We start from the raw sequence: 24,104 nt of genomic DNA, 5'->3' as shown, positions 1-24,104 counted from the left end.
AATGGACTAACACCTATGTACACGCTAATACCTCGTATCTCTTTATTTTACCACACCGACTATTGTACAGTCGATAAAACAAAAAAGCTGAAACATAAATAAATGTCTCAGCTTTAAATTCAATATTAACCATGATTCATTGAATAAAACATGAACGATTATCCAGCAATTAAAGAATTCATTTATTGGCATCAATTCTTTTGTATTTCATTTCTCAATATATTGAGTTTATCATACTTATGCTTGAATAAAAGTACATATATTCCTTCAAACTATGGTTGTTGCCATATATTAATTTTAAAATCATTATATGGCAACACATTAAATATTTTTAAATTTTTATAAGAACTTTAGATTACTTTTAAAATAATCATTCTGATTAATTAATTAGTCAGCATAAATTTCATCTAAAGGTTTAACAATGATTTGATTAATTTCTTGGAATACTTGGCTCATGTTTTGCTCAGCAGCCATTAATTCTGAAATGTTAGAATCATTTTCGATTTTTTGTGCTTGTTCTTGAGCTTTTTGTAATTCCTCTTCACCAATTTCTTCACCTTGCATTTGTTTTTGTTGGAAGTTTAATTGTGTTTCGCGGAATTCATCAAAAAGTGCTTTTGATTCATCATTTTCTTTTACTTTAGCATAAGCTTTTTGTATTGCTTGATATTCATCACTTTCTCTTAAAGCTTGTTCTAATTGATTTGCATGATCGTATAAATTTACTGCCACTGTGCTTCACTCCTTTATTTGTATATGTGTTATAACCACATCGATATTACAATAACATAATTTAATATGTTATACAAAAATTGCAATTATGCCTTGTAATAAACCTATGATGCCACCTAATAGAAAGCCTAAAAGCATAATTAATTTCAATTCTTTATTTGCGATATCTATGATTAAACGTTCAATATATGCTAAATCAAATGAATTTATTTGTTCTTCAACCATTTGTCTTAGGTTAACTTTTTTCATGATTGGAGAAATATGCTTAGATCCTTTATCAATAATTAATTCCGTAAGTTGTTTTGAAATTTTTGTTTCTAAGAATGTTATAAATTCTGGCATTAATTCTTTCAATGGTCGATTCGATATACTATCTATGTTTGCATAGTTTATTAGTAATTCGGTAACCGTTACCTTAAGCGAGTCGAATTGATTTTCATTGATGACATCTACTAACGCTTTTGATTTAAATGTAGCGTATTCATTTTCAATAATCTGTTTTGCAATTGCTTTAGCTTTGGGGTGATTTGTTAATCTAATCAATTCATGTTGTATTCGATCTGCAATACTTTCTCTTGTCATAAACATCTGTAGCAAACCTACGATTTTACCTTTCTCATTAAAGAAAGTATCTAACATAGATGCTATATCAGCAGCACCTTTTTCCGATTTAAGATAAACACGTGCGCGTTCAAATAATAACTCAGGCACCCCATCTACCTTTGCATCAATATTTTCTTCAATATCTGAAGGAATCAGTTGATTTATAGGGGTTTCTTTATGTTCAGCATAATATTGTTCTAATTTATTATTGATAACTGAATACATTTTATCATTAGTAACCTGTACAACATCAACATCGAAACTTTTCGTCAACGATTGAATCGTCACATGCTCTGTTTTTAATTTTTGGATCTGTTTTAAGATTAGTGATTCGATTGCTTCTCTTGATTTAGGTGCATTTAATTTTGACTTAATTAACGTTTCAGTTAATAAGTGTTCTTCAATAACTTGTCCAATTTTATCTGCAATTTCTGTTCTTCTTTTTGGTATTAACCCGGGCGTAAAAGGAATTCGTCTATTAAAAATATAATAAGTTTTAAACGGATGAAATAACATTCTTACAGCAATTACATTTGTGACGCCACCTATTATTGCTCCAATAATCATCATCGCTATAATTATTAAAAAAGCGTGCATAGTTAATTCTCCTTCAAATAAAATTTGTTATAAACTGAAGGTACAATCATATCAGTCATTTTTACATTGTATAACATATAACATAAAAATGTGCATACTATTTGTTATTTTTCAAAATAAAATTGCTGGTAGCAATCATTATGAGTACATTCAATTTGTATTAGTAAAAATACAGAATTAAAAAAAGAGCGATTTAGAAATCAATCAACATTTGATTTCCCGTGTTCGCTCTTAAAATGATGTATTCTTTTTATCATGGGTCAAAAACTATATCAACTTACTTATTAAGTTCAGTTCATTAGTTCATGACCGATTTCAATTAACTATAGTGACTAAACCATTCAATATATACGCCATAACTTTTTTAGTTAATGTTATAAATAATGATTCTTCTATCACACAGTACATTTATTTATACGTGCATTAATTCTTCTTTAGAAACTCTACCAAAATATGTTTCAGCTTCTCTTAATTTAGAAGTACCAAAAATAGGTTGTGTTTCCTGATTTAGTACACGGTAGATATCACTTACTTTGTTGCTTTGTAAAATATAGCCGTTACGCGTATCAACTGTGTTCCAATATATATCACTTGTTGTAGAATGATTTGGATACGCACAATGGTTACGTGAAATTGTTTGTACCATTTCTAATGGGTCGCATCCGAAAGCACTATTTAGAACATCAGAATCTCTAAATAATGCACAAATTGACACACATGTTGTCCAGTTTGGCAATACTCTCTCTTTTTCAATTTGTACTAGTGTCTTTTTTGAAAGACCAATTGTTTGTGCCATCGTATCTTGCGTATAACCCGCTTCGATGCGCACCATTTTAAATTTTGTTTGAATTAAATCTGTAAAACTCTGTCTATCCATTACTTTAATCTACCTTTCATAAAAGAATATTTTATCCGGACACAAGAAATTGCAATAATACACGTTTCTTGAAACACAAATTACATCTTAATACAATTTGCGATAAAATAAAAGAGCGAAATGATATTTTCGTTGTTTTTTGTTATTTGCGAAATTATCTAAATAATCAATCTTATATCTTATAATTAACTTAAACATTTTTAGTACTTTTATTGTAAGCGTATAACAAGTATGAAATGTGATTATATTTTTCACTTATTACTCTTTTGATATAAAAACACCATTTATTATTATATCTTAAATTTTACTTTTTGGCATACCATTTGCCTTAAATAATAGAAATTAATCATTTATTTACATTTTTCAGAATTTTCATTATAATCAGGGTTACTTTAATAATTGAGGTGTAAAAAAATGACAGAGAAATATATATTACTTGCAACTTGTACAGATAAAGTCGGTATTACTTCATTAATTACTAAAAAAATCGCTCAATATCAATCTAATATTCTTCACTTAGACCATTTTACAGAATATGACCATTCATCAAATGATACAGGTCAATTATATTTACGATTGGAATTTGAAAATGTGCCTTCATTGAAAGAGGATTTGGAAGCGACGTTACAAACACATCAAATAGATTTTAAATTATTTGACGATCAGCAACATACAAAATTAGCACTTTTTGTATCCAAGGAAGACCATGCTTTCAATGAAATTTTATTACGTGTTAATAGAAATGAATTGCCTGCTGAAATTGTGTGTATCGTTAGCAATCACGAAAACAATAGACAATTCGCAGAAACGCTTCATATCCCTTTTTATTACATACCGAGCAACGAAGATAAAGCGATTGTGGAAAGAAAAATACTAGATGTTTGTTCTGAGCATCAAGTTGAACTCATTGTTTTAGCAAAATACATGCAAATACTATCCGACCATTTTGTCAGTCACTATCCAAACCAAATCATCAATATTCATCACTCATTCCTACCATCATTTATAGGTGCTAACCCTTATAAACAAGCATGGGAACGCGGTGTTAAATTGGTCGGAGCAACAAGTCATTATGTTACTTCTGATTTAGATGAGGGCCCTATCATAGATCAAGACGTTATAAGAATTAATCATCGGTACAATGTACAAGATTTACGTAAAATTGGTCGGCATGTTGAATCAAGTGTGTTAGCTCAAGCTGTCGAATATCATGTGCTGCATAAGGTAATTGTCACTGCGAGTAGTAAGACTATTGTTTTTAATTAAAAACTTTAAAAGACCTGAGACTGATATCTGCCTCAGGTCTTTTTATTCGAAGCGCAACGCAATCTCAACAACTTTAAAAAGAAACTTTGACATTTTTAAGCATCTTACTTACTTTCTTTAATTTTAACTTTTACAATATCCCTTCTTAAAAAATTAATAGTATATCAACGCGTCTTCGTTAAGCTGTGCAATTAAATAATTATAATTCCTCAACCAATCAACACTACTTAACTTTAATTTATGGTTGTTTTCACTTTTTACTAAACACCTTTGCCAATCTACTTTATATATTGTTTTGTGTATGACATATCATTATATACACATTAAAAACTGTTCTATAACAGAACTACAATTGATATTAAGTGTATTACTTTTTAATACAGATTCCAAAAGCTTTCACATTTTAGATTAAAATTATTCAAAAACTTTGTGATTTTTTTAACAAAACAAATGATATAATTATTGTGAAAAAAATAACATACTTTTGGAGGTAATGATATGTTAAAAGAAAATAATATGCAATCCACAGCATGGAATGATTTTAAAAAAGGTCGCTGGCAACATCATGTAGATGTAAGAGAATTTATTCAACTCAATTACACATTGTACGAAGGTGATGATCAATTTTTAGCAAGTCCTACAGAGGCAACAACTCAGCTTTGGGATCAAGTCATGCAATTGTCTAAAGAAGAGCGTGATCGCGGTGGAATGTGGGACATGGACACAAAAGTTCCTTCTACCATCACTTCTCACGAGGCAGGTTATCTAAATAAAGAATTAGAAAGCATTGTTGGGGTCCAAACCGATAAACCATTCAAACGTTCGATGCAACCTTTTGGTGGCATTCGTATGGCAAAAGCAGCTTGCGAAGCGTATGGTTATGACCTAGATAGTGAAACTGAAAAAATATTTACTGATTATCGTAAAACACATAATCAAGGTGTATTCGATGCATACTCAAAAGAAATGCTAAATTGTAGAAAAGCTGGAATTATTACAGGACTTCCAGATGCCTACGGTCGTGGCCGTATTATTGGCGACTACCGTAGAGTGGCTTTATATGGTGTGGACTTCTTATTGCAGAAAAAAATGGAAGATTTCAATAATATGTCTAAAGAAATGTCAGAAGATGTTATTCGATTACGCGAAGAGTTATCTGAACAATACCGTGCATTAACTGAATTAAAAACATTAGGCAATATTTATGGATTTGATTTAAGTCGCCCAGCCTATAACTTTAAAGAAGCAGTACAATGGTTATACTTAGCATATTTAGCTGCCATTAAAGAACAAAACGGTGCAGCTATGAGCTTAGGCCGTACTTCAACATTTTTAGATATCTATGCTGAAAGAGATTTAAACAATGGATTGATTACAGAACGTGAAGTACAAGAAATCATTGACCATTTTATTATGAAATTACGTATCGTTAAATTTGCTCGAACACCTGATTATAACGAATTATTTTCTGGTGACCCTACTTGGGTAACAGAATCAATTGGAGGTGTAGGTATTGATGGACGTGCATTAGTAACTAAAAACTCGTTCCGTTTCTTACATTCACTAGATAATTTAGGTCCAGCACCTGAACCAAACCTCACAGTATTATGGTCAGTTCGCCTACCTGACAATTTTAAAACATATTGTGCAAAAATGAGTATAAAAACAAGCGCAATTCAATATGAAAATGATGACTTAATGAGAGAATCTTATGGTGATGATTATGGTATTGCATGCTGTGTATCTGCTATGACGATTGGAAAACAAATGCAATTTTTTGGTGCTCGTGCTAATTTAGCAAAAACTTTATTATATGCGATTAATGGTGGCATAGATGAAAAATCAGGTCAACAAGTCGGACCATCATATGAAAGTATAAAATCAGAAGTACTCAACTTCGATGAGGTATTTGAAAAATTTGATAAAATGATGGATTGGTTAGCTGGAGTATATATTAATTCACTTAATGTCATCCATTATATGCATGATAAATATAGTTATGAACGTATTGAGATGGCACTGCATGATACAAATATCATTAGAACAATGGCTACAGGTATAGCTGGTCTTTCTGTTGCTGCAGATTCATTATCTGCAATCAAATATGCAAAAGTAAAACCTATTCGAAATGAAAATGGCGTTGTAACAGATTTTGAAATCGAAGGTGATTTCCCAAAATATGGTAATAATGACGCACGTGTTGATGATTTAGCAATCGACCTTGTAGAACGCTTTATGACAAAATTACGTAGTCATAAAACTTATCGTAATTCAGAACATACGATGAGTGTGTTAACGATAACATCAAATGTAGTATATGGTAAAAAGACAGGAAATACACCAGATGGACGTAAAGCCGGAGAACCCTTTGCACCAGGTGCAAACCCAATGCATGGACGTGACCAAAAAGGTGCACTTTCTTCACTAAGTACCGTAGCAAAAATACCTTATGATTGTTGTAAAGATGGTATTTCTAACACATTTAGCATCGTTCCAAAATCACTTGGTAAGGAAAGTAATGATCAATGTAAAAATCTCACAAGTATGTTGGATGGCTATGCAATGCAACACGGACATCACTTAAACATTAATGTATTTAATAGGGAAACACTATTAGATGCAATGGAACACCCTGAAGCATATCCACAATTAACGATTCGTGTTTCTGGTTATGCCGTTAACTTTATTAAATTAACACGCGAACAACAATTAGATGTTATTTCACGCACTTTCCATGAAAAAATGTAATTTGAATTTAAGGCGGCTTATATATGTTAAAAGGACATTTACATTCTGTTGAAAGTTTGGGTACCGTTGATGGTCCAGGACTACGATATATATTATTTACTCAAGGGTGTTTATTAAGATGTTTATACTGTCATAATCCCGATACTTGGAAAATAAATGATTATACACGCGCAGTCACAGTTGAGGAAATGGTAAATGAAATAACTCCTTTCAAACCATATTTCGATGCATCAGGTGGGGGCGTGACAGTCAGTGGCGGTGAACCATTATTACAAATCAAATTTTTAACCGCCTTATTTCAATCATTAAAAGCACATGATATTCACACCTGCATTGACACTTCAGCTGGTACAGCGAAAAATACACATACTTTTGAAAAACAATTAGATGCTTTGCTAAAGTTTACAGACTTAATATTATTAGACATTAAACATATTGATAATATGAAACATAACAAATTAACTGGCCAACCTAATACACATATATTAAACTTTGCTAAAACACTTTCTCTTAAAAATCAACCCGTTTGGATAAGACATGTACTAGTGCCAGGTCTCACAGATGATAAAAAAGATTTGATACGGTTAGGCGAATTTATAAATTCACTCGACAACGTTGAGCGCTTTGAAATACTGCCATATCACCAATTAGGTGTGCATAAATGGCAATCACTAGGTTTAACTTATGCTTTAGATCAAATAACAGCACCTACCGAGGCTGAAGTAAAACAGGCCTATCAATATGTAAATTTTAAAGGTTACACCCCTATTTAACTTTATTACGACACGTTAAAATAATCGCGCTTATTAAAATGTAGTTCATCAAATAAGTAGTGAATTGATATCAGTTGAAATATAGCTATCATTCACTACTTTTCTTTTTTGTTAATGAACACGAATTTGAATAACACTATGCAAAATGATATATTAACTAAAACAAATTTTAAGGGGATGTTTCTTTGAATAATCATTCTTCAACAAAACTAATTTCTATCAGTGCTTCTATGAAATTTATTAATGCGCAAATGATTCCAGGCATATTGACGTTATATAATGATAAAATTACGTTTAAAGCAAAAGGAATAATTGAAAATCATGAAATCAAAAGTTTATTCCCTTTTAATGAACTTCAAAGTGTTAAATTTGGTCTATCTTTAACTCCTTTTAGAATAACGATTATGGAGTCTGATGGAGAGCCTTGGCTATTTGATCAGGTTCCTAGAAAAGATGGTAAAAAATTTGTAGAATTGTACAATGTACTTCATTCTTAATAAGTCATCTATCAGGTTAATCTAATACTAAACTATCATAATGATGGTTTATTTTTTAAGAAAAAAATTTTTATAAATCAACAACTCATTTGCAACACTTCTCACGTATCACAAAAAAGAGTGGCCAGCATATTTCAATGTTAGGGCCACTCTCAAATTTTAAATATCTTTAATTTATATCTCTTATTTAATTAACTTTCATTTTTAGCAGCTAATTTTTTATCTTCAGCTTTTGAAATGATTAGTGCACATGCAGCATCACCTGTAATATTGACAGATGTTCTCGTCATATCCAACAATCTATCAATACCTAAGATAATACCAATTGCTGCTGGATTCAATCCAACGGCATTTAAAACCATCGCTAACATTATCAGTCCAACCCCAGGGACACCTGCAGTACCAATGGATGCTATTACAGCGATGACTACAACAGTTATAATTTGCATAAATGAAAGCTCTACCCCAGATATTTGTGCAATAAATATCGTTGCAACACCTTGCATGATTGCCGTACCATCCATGTTGATTGTAGCGCCAAGAGGTTGTACAAAAGATGCTACTTCTGGTCTAACACCCATATTCTTAGTACATTTAAGCGACACTGGTAAAGTGGCAGTAGAACTCGAAGCACTGAAACCAAGTGTAATTGCCGGAAGAAAATCTTTAAAGAATTTCAGTGGACTTGATTTAGCTATAAATTTCACTGCTGAACCATATATAACAAAGAAATGGATAAATAGCGCAAGCAACACTATAAAGAAATACATACCAAGTTGTTGGATAGCTCCAAACCCTGCTCCTGTAAACGCATGTGCAACAAGACCAAAAGTACCAATAGGTGCAAACACGCTCATGATCATCGTTACAATATACATTAAAACTTCATTGGTTTGCTCAAATAGCCGGTAAACCCCTTCAGCTTTCGAACCAACCATAATCAAACCTATTCCAATGAAAATAGCAAATGTAATAATTTGCAACATATTTTCTTCACTCATAGCTTGTAACGGATTTTTAGGAAATAGATTAATCAATGTTTGATCAAATGATTGATTGGCTGCAGAACTTTGTGAATTATCCTCTTTATCTAATGTTTTTTGATAACTTGATACATCCTCACTTTTTAATAAATCTGATTTCCCCTCACCCGGCTGTAAAACTAAAGCTAAAGTAATCCCAATTATAATTGCTATTGCAGTAGTAGTTAAAAAGAAACTAATCGTTTTTAACCCAATACCACCTAATAATTTAGGATCACCCACCCCTACTACACCTAATACAATTGAAACAAACACAACAGGCACTACTAACATGAAAATTAAATTCAGAAAAATTTGCCCAATCACGTTAAAGACATATTTATCAACGTTGATCACAAAACTTGATTGAGCAAACATGTTAAATATAGACCCTATTGCTATACCGAGTATTAACGCTATAACAATTTTCAATGAAAGATTTTTAGTCTTCATAACAACATCCCCCTTTATGTTTATTAGCTACATTATATAGTAATATTATACATTTTGAAACAAAAGTATATACACGACAAAAAAATGCTATGTAAAATAATATTTACATAACATCTAATAATTTATATAAGATTATTCTGCATAGCATAAATCGCCGCTTGTGTGCGATCAGATACTTGCAATTTAGCGAATATGTGACTGACATGGGTTTTAACAGTTTTTTCTGAGACAAATAAAGTTTCCGCAATTTCTTTATTTGTTTTACCCTTTGCCATTTCTGTCAAGACTTCAGATTCACGTTTAGATAGTTTATTTGTATAGTGCGGTTTACTACTTACTGACTCCATAACGCTTTGAGCTTGTGGATGGATAACTTTTTCACCTGACAACACGTTTTTAATTGTTTTAATCAACTTCTCAGGTTCAACATCTTTCATTTCATAACCATCGGCGCCTTTATCAATTGCCGAAATCACATGTTCATCGTCTACATAACTGGTTAGCACTAATATTTTAACTTCTGGATATTTTTGCTTCATAATTTCAGTGATTTCTATTCCATTCATATTGGGCATCACTAAATCTAATAATACGATATCAGGTAATTCATGCGCTTCTAAATATTTTAAAAATGATTTGCCATCTGAAAAACCTTTAACAACCTCTATATCATCAACTGTTGATAATAGAAATTCTAAACCTTGCCTAACGATATGGTGATCATCTACCAAAATGATTTGATTCATCTTGACCTTCCTTTCGACACTTTATAACGGTATTGAGATATGAATTTTTGTACCTTTGTTTGGTTCACCTTCAATTGTCAAATTACCACTTATCTGTTTAGTCCGTTGTTTCATATTATTTAAACCATGTGAGTGATAAAGGTTTGATTTATGTTTATCAAAACCTTTGCCAAAATCAGCAATCGTAACTAATAAATAATTATCATCTTGAACTAAATCTAATCGAACTTGAGTGGTTTCACTATGCTTTTTTGTGTTATTCATCGCTTCTTGAACAATTCTATAAACATTTTCCTCGATTTGACTTGGTAGTTTAATCAAACCATCTACTTTAACGACTAACTCTAACTGTAGTAACTTACTATACTGTTTTAACGCATTAACCAATCCTTGCTCTAATCCAACGGGTTTTAATTGCCATATCAAAGCTCTCATTTCATTAACTGCTTGTTGACTCGTATCTTCAATCACTTGAAACGCTTTACGAGAAACATTTTCTTGTGTCATCCCTAATGCTGCATGTGCTGTCAACTTAACAGAAAAAAGCATTTGGTTTACAGAATCATGTAAATCTCTTGCTAATCTATTGCGTTCACTAATACGCGCAGCTTCTTTTTCTTGATCTGTTAACAAAATCCTTTTAATCGCTGATCCAATTTGTAATGCAACAGATTCTAACAACTCTAAGTTTTCTGCGCTATATCTCCTCGTATAAGGCGTTGCAACATTGAGTAATCCAAATTGCTCTTCACCAGATCTTAATGGAACTGTAGCATGGTGTGTAATACCATCAGTTTCTTCATGATAAGCTCGATTCGCTAAATTAATTCTCGAACAATTTATAATATTTGAAGCCTTCGTTAATTTCTTATTTTGATATGCTTGAACACACCAACACGTTCCTTTTCGCATATACTGACAATGGTTATTTTCCAATGCGCCTGGCAAACCATTATATGATACGAGTTCATGCTGCCCCACATCATCAATGAAAAAAATCCATCCCGTTGTAAATTCACTTCCATCAATTAATGATTTCAATGCGCCTTGTAGCATACTATATGTTTCTGTTTCTTCATTTAAAAATTCAGCAATTTCTTTTAATAATGCTAATCTAGTCGGTTTTTCCATTTAACCAGTCCATTCTTTAACAACACTATTTACATACATTATACAAGTTTGTTAAGCATTTAAAAATAGATAAATAATTACTTTTTAATTGGACTTAAATAATATGAAAAATTATTAAATCAATCGCAAGGTCTAATATTTTTAACAGCGTGTTTATGGTATGATAATAATTGGTCAAAGAGGAGGATATTATGAAATTTCAAATCCCAGAAAATTATAATGCATTAACACTAAGAGAAATTTTCCAGCAATTACAATTGCCAAAAAAAGATTTACACAATTTAAATATGTCAAAAGAGATTAAAGTCAATGATAAAAATGCAAAACTTACGTCACAAGTACATACCGGCGACCATGTTTATATTCCTACACCAGATGAAAAGAGTAATTATTTACCAAGCTATCGATTTGCACAAATTTATTATGAAGACAATGATCTAGCCATCGTTATGAAGCCTAAAGGGGTTAAAACGCATCCCAATGATTTAAAAGAAAGTAATACATTAATGAATCATGTGATATATACCATTAAAAGTGATTATGTAGAACCAATACATCGCTTAGATCAAGAGACAGTTGGTCTTTTAATAGTTGCCAAAAATCCTTTAATGAAAAAAATCCTCGACCGTATGTTAGAGGAAAATAAAATTGATCGTATCTATAAGGCAAACGTACATAGTTTATTACCAATAAAACCACAAACCATCGATGCACCTATAGGTAAAGATAAATTTCACTCGAATAAGCGCCGAGTGTCTACTACAGGTCAATCTGCCATTACACATATTTTAACTTCTCGCATGGTTAAAGAAAATGTATGTGAAGTCGATTTGAAATTAGATACGGGTAGAACACACCAAATACGTGTACATTTAGCAGAAATTGGACATCCAGTTATCGGTGACCCATTATATGGTGATTCGACGTTAAGACAACTACAATTAAATAGTTACAAAATAGAATTTATTCATCCTTTAACACAAGAAAAAATTTCAGTTAGTTTAGATGATGAAATCTAAAAATGTAACGTTACATTTTTAATTCTTTTTATAGATTTTATCGTACACACAACATTGTTGTTAATAGGAGTCACAATAAATGTAGACACTTACGCATTCTTTCAATAAGAAGACCGATATCATATTAGCTGAAGACTTAAACAGAATTGGTAAACTTTAAACTATTAATCAGTTTTTGATTATATTTAGGAAATGATAACTTAAACCCTAATATTATTAACTCTAACTTAGAAGTAAACAAAAAATGTAATTCTATAATGGTGCTAATAAATATAAAAAATAGTTTAGCGTAATTGAAAACTTTTATAAATGAAGAAACGTCAATTTCAATAGAAATTGACGTTTCTTCGTTAATCAAAGATATTGATATTCCTTTATTTTTTAAAATTACTTAGGTTCAACCATATCTTCAGGTTTAATCCACTCATTAAACTGTTCCTCAGTTAAATATCCAGATTGAACAGCCGACTCTTTTAATGTTAAACCTTCACGGTGGGCTTTTTTAGCTATGCTAGCAGCTTTTTCATAACCAATATGAGGATTTAAAGCTGTTACTAACATTAGTGATTGATTTAAATAATTATCAATGTTTTCTTCAATTGGTTCTATGCCTACTGCACAATTATCATTAAATGTTTGCATGCCATCTGCTAATAAGTATATAGACTGCAATGTATTATGCAAAATAACAGGTTTATAGACATTTAATTCAAAATTCCCTTGTGAACTACCTATGCCAACCACTGTGTCATTTCCCATAACTTGAACTGCAACCATCGTCAACATTTCACATTGTGTTGGGTTGACTTTACCAGGCATGATAGATGAACCAGGTTCGTTTTCTGGTATAGAAATTTCAGCAAGTCCAGCACGTGGTCCAGACGCTAACCATCTCACATCATTTGCAATTTTCATTAAGTCAGTAGCTAATGCTTTGAGTGAACCATGTAATTGAACGACTTCATCATGTGCAGTTAATGCGTGAAATTTATTTTCAGATGATACAAATGGATACCCTGTATTTTTTGAAATAAATTTAGCAACTTTATCACCAAATTCTGGGTGCGCATTGATACCGGTACCTACTGCAGTACCACCGATTGCTAAATTTAAAATATGGGCTTTTGATTCACTAAGTAATGTTTCACATTTATCTAACATATAACGCCATCCACTTATTTCTTGGCCTAAACGAATAGGTGTAGCATCCTGTAAATGAGTACGCCCTATTTTAATAATTTCATTAAACTTTTCTTCTTTTTCTTTAAAAGTATCACGTAATGATTTTAATGCCGGTTCAAGTTTTACCTCAATTTCATTATATAGTGCAACATGCATCGCAGTTGGGAAAGTATCATTTGAACTTTGAGATTTATTCACATCATCATTTGGATGTATTGATTCATCGCTACCTTGCTCTTTGAGATACATGTTCGCAACATAACTCACTACTTCGTTGACGTTCATATTACTTTGTGTACCGCTTCCAGTTTGCCAAACGACTAATGGGAAGTGTTCATCTAATTCTTTGTTTAAGATACGATCACATGCATGCACAATAGCATCTTTTTTTGCGTCACTTAGTTTTCCTAATTCATGATTGGCTAATGCTGCCCCTCTTTTTAATTGAGCAAATCCATAAACAACTTCAATTGGCATTTGTTCTTTGCCAACAGGAAAGTTTCGTTTACTTCTTTCTGTTTGTGCACCCCAGTATTTATCTGCAGGTACTTCAATTTCACCAAATGTATCATGTTCAATTCTAACTGACATTTAAAAATCTCCCCTTCAATATGTATTTAACTTTAGTATAGCATTAATTAATTTAACTGGGCAATCTCTTTAATATAGCGTTTTCATTCCATTGAAAAATGTCTGATTATTAACTTTGATTTGTACATTCAAACAATTAATTACTAACTATTAATAAAACCAGAAACTAATTTTAGTCTCTGGTTTTTAAACATCATTCATTATTATTTTGTAATTGTTACATCATTAAATTTCATCTTTGCTGCTTGTATTATACCTATTGCAGTTAAAATTAAAAGTATTGCACCAATAATCATTGTTACAGGACTAACTGTGATAAGAAGTCCTAAAAACCCAGTTAAACTATTATAAAAATCACCAAGCGGTTTAAATAATAATACTGTTATAACAATACAACACAATACACTAATAATGATTCCAGTTTGATTACTTTTTACAAATGTAGAAGCATTGACTTTATCTACGAGACCATGTGACAAGTTGATTTGTAATTGAATAATTTTAAATAAGATTGGTAAATATATTGCACCAATGGACATAGGAAATCCTTTTATAGAAATTAAATTTACAATTACCGCACATATCATGAGATATTTCCAATAGTTACTTAACATATTAATGATAACTCCTTAAATTCAAATAATGACTTAATAATAACATAATCAAATTTATGTTGGCATTGTTTTTTTAATATTCATATAACCACATACTAATAACGTGGCAAATTGATTACATTTATAAAAAAAATAGAAGCGAGTAAGACATCAAATATTAATATTTGATCAACACTTACACGCTTCCATGTATTTATAAACGAATTAATAATTTTTAATGTAAATCACACGTATTGACTAACAATTTAAACTTTATTTCAATTTTTTCACTTACTAAATAAACTCACTAACTTAATTATCTAAATCTGAACGTACGTTAGAATCATGTGATTTATCTAATTTATCTTCATCATTTTCTTCTGAAATTTGTTCCATTTCTTTGCCCAATTCTACAATATCTTCAAAATCATCAACCATTTCATTTTGTGGTTCTGCATCATGGTTGGTAGACTTTTTATTTACATTATCATTAGTCATTGGTTACACCTCACATTTTGAATTTTATGCGAAACGTGCAGTGAAATAGTGACGAACATCTTCAGGAAGACCCTCAGCAGCAGCCTCATCTAAAATAACATTCACCATGCGATGTGCTTTTAAATCAGATGGTTCAAAAGAAGTTTTACCATTTTCTTCATATAATTTATGCACAACATCTTTTTTCTCACTACCAGTAATCACTAAAATTACTTCTCTTGCAGAAAATAGACCATGATTAATACTTACATTAAGTCTACCATTTGTATCAATTGAAAGTATTTGTGTAATCAATTTACCTTTATTTTCTTTAGTTTTGATTTTATCACTTATAAATGACTCCGTATCTTGACCATATGAAACACCATATATTTGGCCTTCTGGTACGCCTAACGCTTCATAATATGATTTATTGCTATCATAATCTAATATATTAATTTGACTGAAATCTACTGCATGATCATCTACATTTTTCTTTAATTCATCTAATACTGGTGCATTATCATTAGATAAATGGATACCTGCTATCGTAGTTGGATTATTGTTAAACTGTTTTCTTAAAATATCTGCAGCATATTCTGCTACACTTTTTTCGTTTTCTAAAACTTTAAAGTTCATTGCCATAGTTATTACACTCCTCTTAATCTTTTAAGACGCGTTCTAGCATTATTTATAATAATACCCTTGAAGCTATCTTCATAAACTACTTAATTTTAATAATCAACTAAATTTTCAAATACTCACTTTTAGCTTTAACTATATTATACAAATGTCAAAGTCGTTTTTCATTGATTAATATAGATTTTAATGTAAATTTGGGAAATTTTGTTGTCTCAATGCTTCATAAATAAGTAAAGAAGCAGTATTGGATAAATTTAATGATCTTATATTATCATTCATGGGAATTCTTAAAGCTGTATCTTTATATTTGTCCTTTACCCAATCAGGTAAGCCTGTCGTTTCTCTACCAAAAATAAAATAATGATTTTCATCTTCATTAGTAAAATCAAAATCAGAATAAGTTTTTTCTCCAAACTTAGTTAATAAATAATATTTACCTTCCGTAGTTTCAAAAAACGATTCTATATTTTCATAATAATTGATATTTACTGCATCCCAATAATCTAATCCTGCTCTTTTCAGCATTTTGTCATCTGTACTAAATCCTAATGGTTTTATAAGATGTAAATGTGTGTAAGTGCCAGCACAAGTTCTAGCGATACTGCCAGTATTTCCAGGTATCTGTGGTTGAAATAATACAATGTGGTTGGTCATGCTTTTTATTCTCTCCTCATATTTAGTCCTTTTATCATCTCATGTTGGACTTCCTCTAATTCACTCTCGTAGTGTGATTCAATAAATGATCTTGCTTGCTCTCCTTGAATTTGTCCAATTGCCCAAAAAGCAGTAGCTCTAATCATCGGTCTTGGATCATTCAATGCGACTTCTTGTAATTCAGGTATCGCAGTTTCTTCTTTAAAATGTGCTAATGCTAGAATTGCGTTTCTTTGAATTGGTTTTTTACCTCTCCATGCGCCCGCTAAATGACCATAAGTATTTTTAAATTCCTTATTGCTCATTTGTAATAGTGGTACTAACCTTGGTTTTAATATTTCTGGCTCTAATACAATATCATCATGCTGTGTATTGATACCACGATTTCTTGGGCAGACTTGTTGACATGTATCACAGCCATAGAGACGATTACCTATTTTATATCGATATTCATCTTGTAGATAACCTTTTGTTTGTGTTAAAAAGCTAATACATTTTTGACTATTTAGTTGGCCATCTCCTACTAGGGCCCCTGTTGGACATCGATCAACACATATTGTACAATCTCCGCAACTATCAATGATTGGATCATCAGGAGGAAAAGGAACACTTACTAACATTTCACCTAGATAAGTCCATGTTCCGAGATCTGGATTTATAACAAATCCATTTCTACCTACATAACCTAATCCTGCACGTTCTGCTACAGCTCGGTCTGACAACACACCTGTATCAACCATTGATTTAATTTCTACATCTGGTACTCTAGTCTCTAAATACTCAGCTAATTTATCTAAACGTTTTCTCATGATTGAATGATAATCTTGACCCCAAGATGCCCTAGCAAACATACCTCTTCTGTCTCCACGCACACTTCTAGGTGCACCCTTCAATTTATTAGGATAACCAACAGCAATGGCAATGATAGATCTTGCAGTAGGTAATGTTAATTTGGGTTCAGTACGTAATCCAATGTCTGGTTCTTCAAATCCTGAAGCATAGCCCTTTTCATGATAATCAACTAATTTTTGTTTTAATTCATCAAATGGGTCAGCAGTAGTAAAACCAATACTATCAATACCAATTGAATGTGCATAGTCTATAACATCTTGTTTCAATTGATTTATATTCATTTTTTACACCCCACCTTAAAAACATACATTCTTTAGTTTAACACATTCATTATTAATAAGAGAATTCGAGAATTCAAATTTTTATATAAAAAAACCAAGATGCTATGAATGAATAACTATAATCCATTTTCATAACATCTTGGTCCATTTTGTAACTATAAAACACGTGCTAAAAAGTTTTTAGTTCTATCATGTTGCGGCTGTTCAAAAATATTTTGTGGTGTCCCTGATTCTACAATGACACCATCTGCCATAAACACAACCTTATCACTCACATCTTTAGCGAAATTCATTTCGTGTGTTACAACTACCATAGTCATACCCTCTTTAGCTAAAGCTTTCATTACTTCTAAAACATCTCCAACCACTTCAGGATCTAATGCTGAAGTAGGTTCATCAAATAGAAGTACTTCTGGATTCATTGCTAAAGCCCTAGCAATCGCAACTCTTTGTTTTTGTCCACCGGATAATTGAGATGGATATGCATTAGCTTTATCTTCCAATCCAACCTTTTTCAACAAATCCATTGCTTCTTTTTTCAATTCATTTTGACTTCCCTTTTTTAATAAACTCGGCGCCAATATAATATTATCTATAACTTTTTTATGTGGAAACAAATTAAAATTTTGGAAAACCATACCCATCTGTTGTCTTAATGCTTCTAATTTAGTTTTTTCATTTGTTAAACTTTGCTCTTTAAATACTACTTCCCCACTTGTAGGTGTTTCGAGCAGGTTCATACAGCGTAAAAGCGTACTTTTACCACTACCTGAAGGACCTATTATAGCAACAACATCACCTTTATCCACAGTTAGATTAATTCCCTTTAAAACTTCATTTTTTCCAAACGATTTATATAAATTTTTAATATTAATCACTAACTTTCAATCTCCCTTCGAAGAAATACATCACTCTCGATAAAGTAAATGTAAGTATAAAGTATAAAATTGCTGCTACAATAAGCGGTGTGAATGGATCAAATGATGCTCCCTGTACAACTTGTGCGTTAAACATTATTTCACTAACGCCTATGACAGATACAATTGACGATTCTTTTATCACAGTGACAAATTCATTACCTAAAGCCGGTAATATGTTTTTTACTGCTTGTGGCAAAATAACCGATTTCATTGTCTGACCATAAGTAAGACCTAAACTTCTTGCGGCTTCAGTTTGCCCTTTATCAACTGCATTTATACCAGCTCTTATTATTTCAGCAATATATGCTGAACAATTTATAACAAGTGCTATCATACCACATATTAAAGCTGAGATATCTAGACCTAATACTGCTGTAGTACCAAAATAAACTAAGAAAACCTGTACTAATAAAGGAGTGCCTCTTAAAAATTCGATATAAGCTGAAGAAATCCATCTCAATATTTTAATTTGACTTAGTTTTAATAATGCAATCAATGCACCAAATACAGCTCCTAAAACAACACCAACTATAGAAATTAAAATTGTGTTTTTAATTCCTTTTAGGAAAAAATTACCATATTTTGTAAAGAAATTACCGTCATCTTTTTGCATTGCATCAGCAGCTGACGCTTTATAATCTTCTAGCAAATTTTTATTTTTAACATCTTTGATTGAAGTATTTAATTTCTCCATGAGTATTGGAGAATTTTTAGGTAAGGCAATTGCCGTTTCCTTTCTACCTTCATTGAATTTAACATCATTAGCAAAAGTTAAATCTTTATTTTGTTTTAAATATGCTTCTGCAACAGGACCTTCAATCACCATTCCATTAACTTTTCCGCTTTTTAACGACATTATAACTTCAGGTACACGCGTTAAAGATTGAATTTGTGCATTATCTATTTCAGTTTGTGCTATTTTTTCTTGCTGTGTTTGTTTTTGTACACCGATTTTTTTATTCGCAAAATCTTCTATTGTTTTAAAACGATCAGTTTCTGACTTTTTAATAATCATTTTTTGGTCGACTGTCATATAAGGTTTTGAAAAATCTACTTCTTTTAAACGTTCAGGTGTCGGTGTCATTCCTGAGATAATGATATCAATCTTACCAGTTTGAATCGCTCCTAATAAACTATCAAATTGCATATTTACAATTTTCAGTTTTAAATGATTATCTTTCGCAATCTTTTTTGCGATATCAATATCAATACCTGCATACTTTGATTTACCATTAACATTATGTTCAAACTCATAAGGTGCATAATCAGCTGATAAACCAACACGCAATTCACCACGTTCTTTAATTTTTTGCCATTGGTCTTTTTCATTAGCATTTACTTCTGGATTTATGTAAATAATTAAAGTACTTATAAGGAATGAAAAAACGGTAATTACTTTCAATATTTGTTTCATCTATTTATCCCCTTTCCATAATATTCATTATTATACATAATAACGCAAAAATATTCAATATGAGATATGTGTCATTTTTCTTAATTTTAAAAATTCTAGTTAATGTGATTACATAAAATGGTATTTGGGATATGGTGAGATGACAGTAATATTCACTGCATATTAAAAAAACACCTCCATTTAAAATGAAGGTGCTTGAGTATTGTCTTGATTTCAACTATTTATATCAGTTTAAAGTTAAATACCTGTTGTAATCATACATAATGATACTAAAAAACAAATAAATCCAAAAACTTATGATCTATTAAATTTTGTTATTTCATTATTGTTTAGGGATCTCAAACTTATAAATATCATCTGTATATTTACGCATCATTTTTTTACAAATTTCATGCACAAAGAATGCAGAAACAAATGGTATTATAAAATATCCAAATACTAATAAAATAATATTCATGTTAGGATCTCCATCCATTCGATTAAATGCATTAATCGGCCCAACTAATCCTGTATAACCAAAACCAGCAGACATTGGTGTACCTTTAATGCCAATAAAGTAAGCGATTAAACCGCCAATCACTCCATTAATTATTAACGGTATTGCAATAATTAAATGCTTAAAATAAACAGGTATCATCATCTTAGCAGCACCAATTATCAATACTAAATTGACTCCGGCCCCATTAACTCTAATTGAACCAAATAAAAATGTCACACAAGCTGCTACAATACCCATATTAGCTGCACCACTACCTAAACCTGATAAACTGATTGCCGTTGCTATAGCAACTACAGATATTGGTGTAACCATTAACAACGCATATGTAACACAAATCAATATTGACATCATTAATGGATTTAATTCTGTAAAGGCATTTACTATATGACCGATTCCTTTAGTAACATTTGTCACATAACCTAATGTAAACAAGCCTATAACACCACTTAAAACTGGAATAATAACAGGTAATAGAATCATTTCCAGTGATCCTAATTTATTTTGTAATAACAAATACAAAGTACAAGCTATCACTACAACTAAAATAGTATTTATGATATCACCAGTACCATTAAGCAAAAATCCACCTTCAGTCATTTTAACAGCACCACTACCTATCATAGCGGAAACACCTATCATAGTGGCACCAGCCCCATTAAATTTAAACTGATGTGCTGCTAAAACACCAATAATAAATGCCATAAATGATTGGATTAAAACTACTAACTGATAAACAGTCTCTAATAATTGGTTACCTTCTTTAAAAAATTTTAATAATTCACCTAATAATGCATTAGGTATTAATGCAATGACTACACCTGCTCCAACAGCTTGTAAAATATTACCAAAAAATGATTTCCCTGTAATTTTAGCTGTGCCTGATTTTACCATTCTTGTATCCTCCAAATATAACATTAGACTAATAATATTATATTTTCGACTAAAGTACAATATTAAGTTTAAAGTTATAAACTAAGATATAATCATTAAATTTCTGCATATACACCTAGCTACCAGTATTCAAAATAAATCATATAAATTTAAAATCATAAAAAAAAGAAACCCCATAAATATGGGATTTCTAAGATATTTTCTCTCTAATTAGACAGTAATTATACCAGCGGTCGGGATCGAACCGACACTCCAAAAAGGAACGGGATTTTGAGTCCCGCGCGTCTGCCAATTCCGCCACGCTGGCTCAATATTATAAACAAAAAACTTCCAACCAGGAAGTGATAATGGAGCGGAAGATAGGACTTACACCTATATCTCATTCCGGGAAGGAATGTGTTCTAAGAGTTAAACTACTCCCGCATAATATAAATTAAATGGAGCGGAAGATAGGACTTACACCTATATCTCATTCCGGGAAGGAATGTGTTCTAAGAGTTAAACTACTCCCGCATAATATTAAATTAAATGGAGCGGAAGATAGGACTTGCACCTATATCTCATTCCGGGAAGGAATGTGTTCTAGAAATTGAACTACTCCCGCATAATTCATGGAGGCGGCAACCGGATTTGAACCGGTGATAAAGGTTTTGCAGACCTCTGCCTTACCACTTGGCTATGCCGCCAATAAAACTGGGCTAGCTGGATTCGAACCAGCGCGTGACGGAGTCAAAGTCCGTTGCCTTACCGCTTGGCTATAGCCCATTAATCAATAAGGGCGGTTGATGGGAATCGAACCCACGCGTGTCGGAACCACAATCCGATGCGTTAACCACTTCGCCACAACCGCCATGGCAGGGGCAGTAGGAATCGAACCCACATCGAAGGTTTTGGAGACCTTTATTCTACCGTTGAACTATGCCCCTATTAAATTGAATGGTGGAGGGGGGCAGATTCGAACTGCCGAACCCGAAGGAGCGGATTTACAGTCCGCCGCGTTTAGCCACTTCGCTACCCCTCCATGAAAATGGTGCCGGCCAGAGGACTTGAACCCCCAACCTACTGATTACAAGTCAGTTGCTCTACCAGTTGAGCTAGGCCGGCTTGTATAAAATGGTTCAAGACAGAGTCGAACTGCCGACACATGGAGCTTCAATCCATTGCTCTACCAACTGAGCTATTGAACCATAATGTTAAAAATAATGGCGGTCTCGACGGGAATCGAACCCGCGATCTCCTGCGTGACAGGCAGGCGTGTTAACCGCTACACTACGAGACCAAATTATGTAATTGCGGGAGGCGGATTCGAACCACCGACCTTCGGGTTATGAGCCCGACGAGCTACCGAACTGCTCCATCCCGCGATAATGATATTAATGGCGGAGGAAGAGGGATTCGAACCCCCGCGAGCCGTTAAGCTCCTGTCGGTTTTCAAGACCGATCCCTTCAGCCAGACTTGGGTATTCCTCCAAAAATATGCGATAATTATACTATTAAATTGTTTTAAAATGGCGGAGGAAGAGGGATTCGAACCCCCGCGGGCCGTTAAGCCCCTGTCGGTTTTCAAGACCGATCCCTTCAGCCGGACTTGGGTATTCCTCCAAAATTATATGGACCTTGCAGGATTCGAACCTGCGACCGAACGGTTATGAGCCGTTAGCTCTGACCAACTGAGCTAAAGGTCCAGAGTATAATTTACAACTAACAATAGTGGCGGTGGAGGGAATCGAACCCACGACCTCACGGGTATGAACCGTACGCTCTAGCCAGCTGAGCTACACCGCCGTTGTAATTTAGTTTGTATCAATAAATATGGTGGAGACTAGCGGGATCGAACCGCTGACCTCCTGCGTGCAAAGCAGGCGCTCTCCCAGCTGAGCTAAGCCCCCATTTAGTAAAATGAATTTTAGTAGATATCGGGAAGACAGGATTCGAACCTACGACCCCTTGGTCCCAAACCAAGTGCTCTACCAAGCTGAGCTACTTCCCGTTTTTCATAGGATGAAGCAATCTAAATTACGCGCCCGATAGGAGTCGAACCCATAACCTCTTGATCCGTAGTCAAGCACTCTATCCAGTTGAGCTACGGGCGCTTAATTCAAAGATGGTGCCGAGGACCGGAATCGAACCGGTACGATGATCTCTCATCGCAGGATTTTAAGTCCTGTGCGTCTGCCAGTTCCGCCACCCCGGCAAAATAATGGAGCAGAAGACGGGATTCGAACCCGCGACCCCGACCTTGGCAAGGTCGTATTCTACCGCTGAACTACTTCTGCAAATGCGGGTGAAGGGAGTCGAACCCCCACGCCGTAAGGCGCTAGATCCTAAGTCTAGTGCGTCTGCCAATTCCGCCACACCCGCGTTATTTGATTAATGGTGAGCCATAGAGGATTCGAACCTCTGACCCTCTGATTAAAAGTCAGATGCTCTACCAACTGAGCTAATGGCTCTAAAGATGGTGCCGGCCAGAGGACTTGAACCCCCAACCTACTGATTACAAGTCAGTTGCTCTACCAGTTGAGCTAGGCCGGCAAATTAAAATGGTGGAGGATGACGGGTTCGAACCGCCGACCCTCTGCTTGTAAGGCAGATGCTCTCCCAGCTGAGCTAATCCTCCGTTTATATTTGCCTGGCAACGTCCTAC

The 24,104-nt window shown here is 33.0% G+C and carries 20 protein-coding genes and 26 tRNA genes; 5 read left to right on the top strand and 41 right to left on the bottom strand.

Features of this window, described 5'->3' with window-relative positions; genetic code table 11:
* Positions 1-387 precede the first annotated feature (387 nt).
* From KA833_RS09895 to xdrA, 3 genes are all read right to left on the bottom strand, one after another.
* A complete protein-coding gene (locus KA833_RS09895; RefSeq protein ID WP_019468127.1) occupies positions 388-732 on the bottom strand; it encodes a YlbF/YmcA family competence regulator in 345 nt (114 codons plus the stop codon).
* Positions 733-801: 69 nt separating this feature from the next.
* Positions 802-1,932, bottom strand: a complete 1,131-nt coding sequence (locus KA833_RS09890; protein ID WP_210128398.1) for a DUF445 domain-containing protein — start codon at positions 1,930-1,932, stop codon at positions 802-804.
* A gap of 412 nt (positions 1,933-2,344) precedes the next feature.
* Positions 2,345-2,809: an XRE family transcriptional regulator XdrA gene (xdrA, locus tag KA833_RS09885; protein ID WP_210128399.1), complete on the bottom strand. Its 465-nt coding sequence runs from the start codon at positions 2,807-2,809 to the stop codon at positions 2,345-2,347.
* A 414-nt stretch (positions 2,810-3,223) separates the two neighbouring features.
* Between xdrA and purU the strand changes: the two genes are divergently transcribed.
* The 4 genes from purU (at position 3,224) to KA833_RS09865 (ending at position 8,093) form a co-directional block, all read left to right on the top strand.
* Positions 3,224-4,075 (top strand): formyltetrahydrofolate deformylase, encoded by an 852-nt coding sequence (purU, locus tag KA833_RS09880; protein WP_064208790.1) that lies wholly within the window; start codon positions 3,224-3,226, stop codon positions 4,073-4,075.
* Positions 4,076-4,573: 498 nt separating this feature from the next.
* On the top strand, positions 4,574-6,823 hold the full coding sequence (gene pflB, locus KA833_RS09875) for a formate C-acetyltransferase (RefSeq protein ID WP_210128400.1): 2,250 nt from the start codon (positions 4,574-4,576) through the stop codon (positions 6,821-6,823).
* Positions 6,824-6,846: 23 nt separating this feature from the next.
* Positions 6,847-7,596 (top strand): pyruvate formate-lyase-activating protein, encoded by a 750-nt coding sequence (gene pflA / locus KA833_RS09870; RefSeq protein WP_046207629.1) that lies wholly within the window; start codon positions 6,847-6,849, stop codon positions 7,594-7,596.
* A 185-nt stretch (positions 7,597-7,781) separates the two neighbouring features.
* On the top strand, positions 7,782-8,093 hold the full coding sequence (locus tag KA833_RS09865; protein ID WP_225309945.1) for a hypothetical protein: 312 nt from the start codon (positions 7,782-7,784) through the stop codon (positions 8,091-8,093).
* Positions 8,094-8,284: 191 nt separating this feature from the next.
* On the opposite strand, the gene KA833_RS09860 is transcribed toward KA833_RS09865, so the two are convergent.
* From KA833_RS09860 to KA833_RS09850, 3 genes are all read right to left on the bottom strand, one after another.
* On the bottom strand, positions 8,285-9,568 hold the full coding sequence (locus tag KA833_RS09860) for a dicarboxylate/amino acid:cation symporter (protein WP_046207630.1): 1,284 nt from the start codon (positions 9,566-9,568) through the stop codon (positions 8,285-8,287).
* A gap of 122 nt (positions 9,569-9,690) precedes the next feature.
* Positions 9,691-10,314: a response regulator gene (locus KA833_RS09855; protein ID WP_046207631.1), complete on the bottom strand. Its 624-nt coding sequence runs from the start codon at positions 10,312-10,314 to the stop codon at positions 9,691-9,693.
* 21 nt (positions 10,315-10,335) lie between these two features.
* The gene (locus KA833_RS09850; RefSeq protein ID WP_046207632.1) at positions 10,336-11,445 is read right to left on the bottom strand and encodes a GAF domain-containing sensor histidine kinase; all 1,110 of its coding nucleotides are present in this window, start codon (positions 11,443-11,445) and stop codon (positions 10,336-10,338) included.
* Positions 11,446-11,636: 191 nt separating this feature from the next.
* Between KA833_RS09850 and KA833_RS09845 the strand changes: the two genes are divergently transcribed.
* Complete coding sequence (locus tag KA833_RS09845) at positions 11,637-12,464, top strand: RluA family pseudouridine synthase (protein ID WP_046207633.1); 828 nt, start codon at positions 11,637-11,639, stop codon at positions 12,462-12,464.
* A gap of 387 nt (positions 12,465-12,851) precedes the next feature.
* Here the strand turns inward: KA833_RS09845 and fumC are convergent, their stop codons facing one another.
* From fumC to KA833_RS09670, 35 genes are all read right to left on the bottom strand, one after another.
* Entirely contained in the window at positions 12,852-14,237 is a 1,386-nt protein-coding gene (fumC, locus tag KA833_RS09840; protein WP_070658779.1) for a class II fumarate hydratase, read from the bottom strand.
* 203 nt (positions 14,238-14,440) lie between these two features.
* A complete protein-coding gene (locus KA833_RS09835) occupies positions 14,441-14,851 on the bottom strand; it encodes a hypothetical protein (protein WP_210128401.1) in 411 nt (136 codons plus the stop codon).
* Positions 14,852-15,142: 291 nt separating this feature from the next.
* Positions 15,143-15,328, bottom strand: coding sequence for an SAS053 family DNA gyrase inhibitor (locus KA833_RS09830; protein ID WP_046207636.1), 186 nt, complete (start codon positions 15,326-15,328; stop codon positions 15,143-15,145).
* Positions 15,329-15,352: 24 nt separating this feature from the next.
* Positions 15,353-15,952, bottom strand: coding sequence for a sugar phosphate isomerase family (locus tag KA833_RS09825; RefSeq protein ID WP_046207637.1), 600 nt, complete (start codon positions 15,950-15,952; stop codon positions 15,353-15,355).
* A gap of 180 nt (positions 15,953-16,132) precedes the next feature.
* Positions 16,133-16,603 (bottom strand): tRNA (uridine(34)/cytosine(34)/5-carboxymethylaminomethyluridine(34)-2'-O)-methyltransferase TrmL, encoded by a 471-nt coding sequence (gene trmL, locus KA833_RS09820; protein WP_046207638.1) that lies wholly within the window; start codon positions 16,601-16,603, stop codon positions 16,133-16,135.
* A gap of 5 nt (positions 16,604-16,608) precedes the next feature.
* The gene (queG, locus tag KA833_RS09815; protein WP_046207639.1) at positions 16,609-17,736 is read right to left on the bottom strand and encodes a tRNA epoxyqueuosine(34) reductase QueG; all 1,128 of its coding nucleotides are present in this window, start codon (positions 17,734-17,736) and stop codon (positions 16,609-16,611) included.
* Between the two features lie 155 nt (positions 17,737-17,891).
* A complete protein-coding gene (locus KA833_RS09810; RefSeq protein WP_046207640.1) occupies positions 17,892-18,614 on the bottom strand; it encodes an amino acid ABC transporter ATP-binding protein in 723 nt (240 codons plus the stop codon).
* Positions 18,607-20,070, bottom strand: coding sequence for an ABC transporter substrate-binding protein/permease (locus tag KA833_RS09805; protein ID WP_046207641.1), 1,464 nt, complete (start codon positions 20,068-20,070; stop codon positions 18,607-18,609). Before KA833_RS09805 ends, KA833_RS09810 begins: the two co-directional genes overlap by 8 nt.
* Before the next feature lie 322 nt (positions 20,071-20,392).
* Positions 20,393-21,460 carry a PTS sugar transporter subunit IIC gene (locus tag KA833_RS09800; protein WP_046207642.1) on the bottom strand — a complete coding sequence of 356 codons (1,068 nt, stop codon included), beginning with the start codon at positions 21,458-21,460 and terminating at the stop codon, positions 20,393-20,395.
* Positions 21,461-21,684: 224 nt separating this feature from the next.
* Positions 21,685-21,767: transfer RNA gene (locus KA833_RS09795), tRNA-Leu, on the bottom strand.
* A 41-nt stretch (positions 21,768-21,808) separates the two neighbouring features.
* Positions 21,809-21,883 (bottom strand) — tRNA-Gly (locus KA833_RS09790).
* Between the two features lie 15 nt (positions 21,884-21,898).
* Positions 21,899-21,973: transfer RNA gene (locus tag KA833_RS09785), tRNA-Gly, on the bottom strand.
* Between the two features lie 16 nt (positions 21,974-21,989).
* Positions 21,990-22,064: transfer RNA gene (locus KA833_RS09780), tRNA-Gly, on the bottom strand.
* Between the two features lie 8 nt (positions 22,065-22,072).
* Positions 22,073-22,146 (bottom strand) — tRNA-Cys (locus tag KA833_RS09775).
* A gap of 7 nt (positions 22,147-22,153) precedes the next feature.
* Positions 22,154-22,225: transfer RNA gene (locus KA833_RS09770), tRNA-Gln, on the bottom strand.
* A 12-nt stretch (positions 22,226-22,237) separates the two neighbouring features.
* Positions 22,238-22,310: transfer RNA gene (locus tag KA833_RS09765), tRNA-His, on the bottom strand.
* 2 nt (positions 22,311-22,312) lie between these two features.
* Positions 22,313-22,386, bottom strand: a tRNA-Trp gene (locus tag KA833_RS09760).
* A gap of 11 nt (positions 22,387-22,397) precedes the next feature.
* Positions 22,398-22,481 (bottom strand) — tRNA-Tyr (locus tag KA833_RS09755).
* A 7-nt stretch (positions 22,482-22,488) separates the two neighbouring features.
* Positions 22,489-22,564, bottom strand: a tRNA-Thr gene (locus tag KA833_RS09750).
* A gap of 10 nt (positions 22,565-22,574) precedes the next feature.
* A tRNA-Phe gene (locus KA833_RS09745) sits at positions 22,575-22,647 on the bottom strand.
* A gap of 16 nt (positions 22,648-22,663) precedes the next feature.
* Positions 22,664-22,739: transfer RNA gene (locus tag KA833_RS09740), tRNA-Asp, on the bottom strand.
* Positions 22,740-22,750: 11 nt separating this feature from the next.
* Positions 22,751-22,824: transfer RNA gene (locus KA833_RS09735), tRNA-Met, on the bottom strand.
* 13 nt (positions 22,825-22,837) lie between these two features.
* Positions 22,838-22,930: transfer RNA gene (locus KA833_RS09730), tRNA-Ser, on the bottom strand.
* A 39-nt stretch (positions 22,931-22,969) separates the two neighbouring features.
* A tRNA-Ser gene (locus tag KA833_RS09725) sits at positions 22,970-23,062 on the bottom strand.
* A gap of 9 nt (positions 23,063-23,071) precedes the next feature.
* Positions 23,072-23,145 (bottom strand) — tRNA-Ile (locus tag KA833_RS09720).
* A 26-nt stretch (positions 23,146-23,171) separates the two neighbouring features.
* Positions 23,172-23,245, bottom strand: a tRNA-Met gene (locus tag KA833_RS09715).
* Positions 23,246-23,273: 28 nt separating this feature from the next.
* Positions 23,274-23,349, bottom strand: a tRNA-Ala gene (locus tag KA833_RS09710).
* Between the two features lie 27 nt (positions 23,350-23,376).
* Positions 23,377-23,450: transfer RNA gene (locus KA833_RS09705), tRNA-Pro, on the bottom strand.
* A 29-nt stretch (positions 23,451-23,479) separates the two neighbouring features.
* Positions 23,480-23,553, bottom strand: a tRNA-Arg gene (locus tag KA833_RS09700).
* 12 nt (positions 23,554-23,565) lie between these two features.
* Positions 23,566-23,654, bottom strand: a tRNA-Leu gene (locus tag KA833_RS09695).
* Positions 23,655-23,661: 7 nt separating this feature from the next.
* Positions 23,662-23,736, bottom strand: a tRNA-Gly gene (locus KA833_RS09690).
* A 3-nt stretch (positions 23,737-23,739) separates the two neighbouring features.
* Positions 23,740-23,821, bottom strand: a tRNA-Leu gene (locus KA833_RS09685).
* A 13-nt stretch (positions 23,822-23,834) separates the two neighbouring features.
* Positions 23,835-23,910: transfer RNA gene (locus tag KA833_RS09680), tRNA-Lys, on the bottom strand.
* A 6-nt stretch (positions 23,911-23,916) separates the two neighbouring features.
* Positions 23,917-23,992, bottom strand: a tRNA-Thr gene (locus KA833_RS09675).
* A gap of 9 nt (positions 23,993-24,001) precedes the next feature.
* Positions 24,002-24,077, bottom strand: a tRNA-Val gene (locus KA833_RS09670).
* Positions 24,078-24,104 lie beyond the last annotated feature (27 nt).

The organism is Staphylococcus sp. GDY8P67P, from assembly GCF_017892545.1.
GTDB classification, from domain to species: domain Bacteria; phylum Bacillota; class Bacilli; order Staphylococcales; family Staphylococcaceae; genus Staphylococcus; species Staphylococcus ureilyticus.
The sequence above is the reverse complement of the archived record's forward strand: the minus strand, read 5'-3'. Positions and strand labels throughout refer to the sequence as shown.